This window comes from Neisseria sicca VK64 (genome assembly GCF_000260655.1).
Classification (GTDB): domain Bacteria; phylum Pseudomonadota; class Gammaproteobacteria; order Burkholderiales; family Neisseriaceae; genus Neisseria; species Neisseria sicca_B.
Genome location: NZ_AJMT01000071.1, coordinates 1 through 5,969, shown reverse-complemented (window position 1 = coordinate 5,969; position 5,969 = coordinate 1). Strand labels below are relative to the sequence as shown.

Annotated in this window: 3 protein-coding genes; all 3 read right to left on the bottom strand. The window is 51.7% G+C overall.

Annotated elements, in window-relative coordinates:
* Positions 1–337: 337 nt before the first annotated feature.
* The 3 genes from HMPREF1051_RS04430 to smc all read right to left on the bottom strand — a co-directional run bounded on the left by HMPREF1051_RS04430 (position 338) and on the right by smc (position 5,801).
* Positions 338–949: a PoNe immunity protein domain-containing protein gene (locus HMPREF1051_RS04430; RefSeq protein ID WP_231286256.1), complete on the bottom strand. Its 612-nt coding sequence runs from the start codon at positions 947–949 to the stop codon at positions 338–340.
* 324 nt (positions 950–1,273) lie between these two features.
* Positions 1,274–1,825: a PoNe immunity protein domain-containing protein gene (locus tag HMPREF1051_RS04425; protein ID WP_231286255.1), complete on the bottom strand. Its 552-nt coding sequence runs from the start codon at positions 1,823–1,825 to the stop codon at positions 1,274–1,276.
* Positions 1,826–2,318: 493 nt separating this feature from the next.
* Positions 2,319–5,801 carry a chromosome segregation protein SMC gene (gene smc, locus HMPREF1051_RS04420; protein WP_003764930.1) on the bottom strand — a complete coding sequence of 1,161 codons (3,483 nt, stop codon included), beginning with the start codon at positions 5,799–5,801 and terminating at the stop codon, positions 2,319–2,321.
* Positions 5,802–5,969 lie beyond the last annotated feature (168 nt).

The following is a 5,969-nucleotide window of genomic DNA, read 5'->3' as shown; positions in this document are numbered from 1 at the left end:
CACATACATTTGATATTTCTTCTGCGTTAGATGATAACCACCAGCCAGTAATAATATTCCAATAAATAAAACAATAACTTTATTTTTACGGTTGATATTTTTGCAATTCATATTTTCATCCTATTGATATTTATTATAATATCGGTAAATATCGTATCTTTTTTGAGTATAACGATTCCGTCAGCATTATCTTCATTATTTTCCTATTTTTCTATACATTTAACTATTTTCAACAAATGGCATAGTTTAAATGGCATTTAATTTACCACTCCATTCATAAAAAAGTGGTCTGAAAACATATTTTCAGACGACCTTCTAATCTTCAACCTTTTCCAAACTAATCAGCTTGACCTTTTCCTTCACGCTTGCGTTTCTGCTCCCTCGCCCAATCAACCATATCTTTGGGGTAATAAGGAGATTGGCGCAATTCGGTATCGTCCAAATCGTCAAGATAAGCGATGGCGGCGGCTTCGAATGCCCAGTAACCGCAATAACCGTTCTGTTCTGGATCGAGGTGGGATTGGTATTCAAGGTCACTCATGCCGACCATTTCGTGGTACCAGTCTTTGAGGTAGGCGTTGAGAATGGCGAGTTTTTCAGCCTTATCTTTTTCGCGGATGGCGTCTGAAATCAAAACGACATGGTCGTTCATTTGGACATAATCGGGGTCGGGACGGTCTTTGAAGCGGTAGTAGAAGAAATCCTCAATGGTCGAATCAGGCTCAAGCCCATCTTCTGCATTGGCAAGGATGACGTCGAGTAGGCGCGGGAGCAGGTCTTCGCGTTGCAGGAGGTAGCACAGCGCGATGAGGTGCAGAGTGTTAAGATAGTATTCGACATAAAACCACGGCATCGGGCTGGTGTAGTAGCCGATTTCGTTTAATTCGGCTTTGTTTTGCTGCCAGAATTTGGTGGAAACTTCTAATGTAGAGACAATTTTGTCCAGCATAGGAGACAAAAGGGAAATCGACTCGCCCACTGTATAGCATATTCTCAAATAATCAAATACTTCGGAAAATTTATAGCGAAATAGATGTTTTGATTCTAAAATACTTTTCTGCCAATTATTATCCCAAAATTTTAAATTAGATAAATATCCATTTTTCTCTTTCTGATATTTTTCCTCACTCAAAAAATTTTGCCTGCGTTTTTCATGAAAAGGAATTTTCTCGTTTTCGTTCATGTTTACTCCCGTAAAATTTGGCTTGGTCGACACTCTCTTGATTCTGCTGATCAGTTTCAGACGACCTTTTAATCTTTAAACTTTTCCAAACTAATCAGCTTTACCTTTGTCTTCACATTTGCGCTTCTGTTCCCTCGCCCAGTCAATCATATCTTTGGGGTAGTAAGGAGATTGGCGCAATTCGGTATCGTCCAAATCGTCAAGATAAGCGATGGCGGCGACTTCGAATGCCCAGTAACCGCAATAACCGTTCTGTTCTGGATCGAGGTGGGATTGGTATTCAAGGTCGCTCATGCCGACCATTTCGCGATACCAGTCTTTGAGGTAGGCGTTGAGTTCTTCCAATTGTTCTTCTTTGGTTTCGCCACGCATCGCTTCGCCGAATAAAATGGCGTGTTTGCCCATTTGGACATAATCCGGATCGGGACGATTTTTAAAATGGTAGTCCAAAAAGTCTTCAATAGTGGAATCAGGTTCTAAATCGCCTTCTGCATTGGCAAGGATGACTTCGAGCAGGCGCGGGAGCAGGTCTTCGCGTTGCAGGAGGTAGCAAAGCGCGATAAGGTGCAGCGTTTTAAGGTAATGCTCAACATCACACCACGGCATCGGGCTGGTATAGTAGCCGATATCGTTTAATTTCACTTTGTTTTGCTGCCAGAATTTGGTTATCTCTTCCTCTGAAGCTAAAAATTTTTCTAGAATAGGAATTAAATCCTCTATCGGTTTACCTGCTGTATATATAATTTTCAAATAATCCCAGTAGGTTTCTGCTTGTTGCCTAGATAAAAATCTTAATGCCAAATCATCTGAGAGTTTCCATTTATTATATTCAGGAATAGCTTCCAGAAAATAATTATTAAATTTATTAAATCTTTCCTCACTCAAAAAATGCTGCCTACGTTTTTCATTAAAACAAACTTGTTCGGTTTCGTTCATGTTTACCCCTATAAAATCTGGCACGGTTGGTGCAATTCTTTGAATCTTTGTATTGAGACGAATTTAATCCCCCAAACAATAGCAGTTTGAAATCTGAATCCAACGCCCTATTTCAATTCACGGAAAGGTCGTCTGAAACCTGATTTCGTTTTTCAGACGACCTTTCCGTATCAAGCTCAATCAAAATTCCCCCACCTCATCACGGTTCCGCCATTTCCAACGCCTGCTTGATGTCCACGGCAACGACGCGAGAGACGCCTTTTTCCTGCATGGTTACGCCGACGAGCTGCTCCGCCATTTCCATGGTCAGGCGGTTGTGGGAGATGTAGAGGAACTGGGTTTGCGCCGACATTTCTTTGACCAGGTTGCAGAAACGCGAGGTGTTGGCGTCGTCCAGCGGGGCATCGACTTCGTCCAGAAGGCAGAAGGGGGCGGGGTTGAGGCTGAACAGGGCGAACACGAGGCTCATGGCGGTGAGGGCTTTTTCGCCGCCGGAGAGGAGGTGGATGGTGCTGTTTTTCTTGCCGGGCGGGCGCGCCATGATGGATACGCCGGCGGTCAGGAGGTCGTCGCCTATCATTTTGAGGGTGGCTTCGCCGCCGCCGAACAGGGTGGGGAAGAAGGTTTGGACTTTGCCGTTGACGGCGTCGAAGGTTTCTTTGAAACGCTCTTTGGTTTTGTCGTCGATTTGGGCGATGGCTTCTTCCAAAAGGGTGATGGCGGCCTGTACGTCTTCGCTCTGGCTGCGGTAGTAGCCGTCGCGTTCGCGCGCTTCTTCGAGTTCTTGCAGGGCGGCGAGGTTGACGGCGCCGAGGGCTTCGATTTGCTGGGTGAGGCTGCCGATGCTGCTGTTCAACACTTTCGGCGATTCTTTCGCCAACGCTTCGAGCGCGTCCAAATCGACGGCGCGTTCGGTCAGGTTTTGATGGTAGCGTTTGGCGTTAATCAGGGCTTCCTGCTGCTGCAACAGGGCGGTTTGGGTGGCGGCTTGAAGCTGCGGCAGCTTGGTTTGCAGGGTTTGTACGCGGGCGTATTGCTCCCTGCCCTGTTCCTGAATCTGCGCGAGTTTTTCCTGCACGGCGATGTATTCTTCGTCCAGCGTGTGCACGGCTTCGGTCAACTCGTCGAGCTTGATGTGCTGCTCGTCGTTTTGGAACTCGGTTTCATAGGCGAGGGCAAGCTCTTGCTGGCGTTCCTGCCAGTCCAGGGTTTGCTGTTCGAGCCGGGCGATTTGCTGCTGGTAGTTTTGTTTTTGCTGGTTGAGTTTGTGGACGGCGACTTCCGCCAACCCGTATTGGCGGTTGGCTTCCAACAGGGCAAGCTGCGCCTGTTTCAGACGGCCTTGCTGCTCTTGGCGGCTGTGCGCGGTGGTTTGCTGTTGGTGTTCGAGTTCGGCGGCGGCTTCCTGCAAAGTAGCGATGTCGTCTGAAAGCCCATCGGACGTGTGTTGCAACGCGGTCTGTTCTTCCGCCAACTGGGCCAGTTCGCGCTCGATGTGTTCGCGGCGGATTTGCCCTTGGTTGGTGCGCGCCAAGAGTTCGGCGGCGCGTTGCTGCGCTTGGCTGTATTGGCGCGTGTGCTGCTGTTGCTGCTGCATCAGGTTTTTATGTTGCACTTCGGACGAGCGCACGGCAGCCTCCGCCTGTTTGAACGCGGCTTCGGCGGCGGAGAGTTCGGGGGCGAGGTTTTCCAGTTCGGACGCGATGCCGTCAAGGCGTGCTTTTTGGGCAATCAGGCTTTCCTGCGCGGGTTTGGCATAGAGCAGGACGCTGACTTTATCGACCTGATGGCCTTCGGGCGTGAGCCAGATTTGGTGTGCGCCCAAATCACTTTGATGCGCGAGGGCGTAGCTCAAATCGGGCGCGCACAATACGCCGTCGAGCCAGTGGTGCAATGCCGTCTGAAACGGCGGCTGTGCTTGGATTTGGTTCAGCAATGCCTGTACGGGCAGGGATTTTTTGATGCCGCCGGAGAGGTCGTCTGAAAGCCATGCCGCCTGCCCCTGCGGCAACGGCGCGGGCGGCACGAAGCCGTGCGGCACAGCGCGGGCGTGCAGGCGTTCGGCAAGGATGACGGACAAGGCGTGCTGCCACTCGGCGGGCGCGGTGATGTGTTGCCACAGTTGCGGCGCGGCGGCGTGGTCGGTTGCCTGCCAGAAGTCGGCGGCTTCCTGCTGTTGCGACAGGATTTGCGACAACGCCTGCTGCTGCGCCTGCAAGGTGATGTGTTGCTGTTTCAGGCTTTGGAAGCGGTCTGAGGTCGTCTGAAACGCCTGGCGGGCGGCGTGTAAGGCTTCTTCGGCGGCAATGATTTGTTCTTCGTAATGCTCTTGCTGGCCTTGCAACAAGGCGGCGGCTTCCTGCGCGGCGGCGGTTTCGGCTTCGTCGGGCAGGTTCAGGGCTTGATTTTCCTGTTTCAGACGACCTTTGCGCTCTTCGTGCTTGGCAACGGTTTGTTCGGCATGGGCAAGCTGCTGCTGCTTCAACGCCAGTTCGCGGCGGATGCGGTTTGCCTCGTCCTGCTGGGTTTGGAAGGCGGCGTTAAGCGTGGCTTGGGCTTCTTCCAATTCGGGCAGACGCTCTTCGTGTTCGGCAACCTGCATCGCCCATTCTGCCAATTCGGTTTGCTTTTCTTCGGCCTGCAACTCGTTTTCTTCAAGCTGCACGCGGATTTGCTGCTGCTCCTGATGGATGCGCTGCATCTGCGCCTGTGCCGCCTGTTTGTCACGTTCGATGCGTTGGTGCAGGTTTTGCTGATGGCGGATTTGTTCTTCCAAACGGGCAATCTGCTCGCGCAACACGCCGCGTTTGTTGCTCAATTCGTGTACCGCCTGTTGCTGCGACTGTTCGGCGGTCTGCAAGGCGTGTACTTCGTCGTTTAACGCCTGAACCTGCGCGGCGGTTTCGTCCTGCTGCGCCTGCAAAGACTGATGCTGCGCGGTCGCCTTGTCGGCGGCGGCAAGCGATTGCTGCCATTGGGCGTAATCGAGCAAATCCTGTTGTTGGTTCAACTGCGCGGTCAGGGATTTGTAACGTTCGGCGGTTTCGGCTTGTTTCTCCAGCTTTTCCACCTGACGCGCCAACTCGTTCTGCAAATCGCCCAAACGCTGCAAATGCTCGCGCGTATCTTTCAGACGACCTTCCGTCTCCTTGCGGCGTTCCTTATATTTGGACACGCCCGCCGCCTCTTCGATATAGGCGCGCAACTCCTCCGGCCGCGCTTCGATGATGCGCGAAATCATCCCCTGCTCGATAACGGCATAACCGCGCGCGCCCACGCCCGTACCCAGAAACAAATCGGTAATGTCGCGGCGGCGCACGGTCTGATTGTTGATGAAATAAGTCGATTCGCCCTGACGCGTCAACTGCCGCTTGATGCTCACCTCGGCATACTGCCCCCACGCCCCCTGCAAACTGTGGTCGCTGTTGTCAAACACCAGCTCCACCGAAGCCCTCGGCGCAGGACGGCGCGTCGCCGCACCGTTAAAAATCACGTCCTGCATACTCTCGCCGCGAAGCTGCTTCGCCGAAGCCTCACCCAACACCCAGCGCACCGCGTCAATCACATTCGACTTGCCGCAGCCGTTCGGCCCGATAACCGCAACAAGCTGCCCTGGAACATGAATCGTGGTCGGGTCGGTAAAAGATTTGAAGCCGGAGAGTTTGATGTGGGTCAGGCGCATGGGATAAGGACGGGGAGAAAAAAATAAAGTGGGATTTTATACTAGTCTTCCCGCGAAAAACCAAATTCTTGAAAACAAATCCGACAGCCTGCCGTTCACGCCTGAAAATCAGGTTCGACGGACAGTACGTGTAGAAATCAGTAGCGTTGTTTACAGTATTTCCAGGAG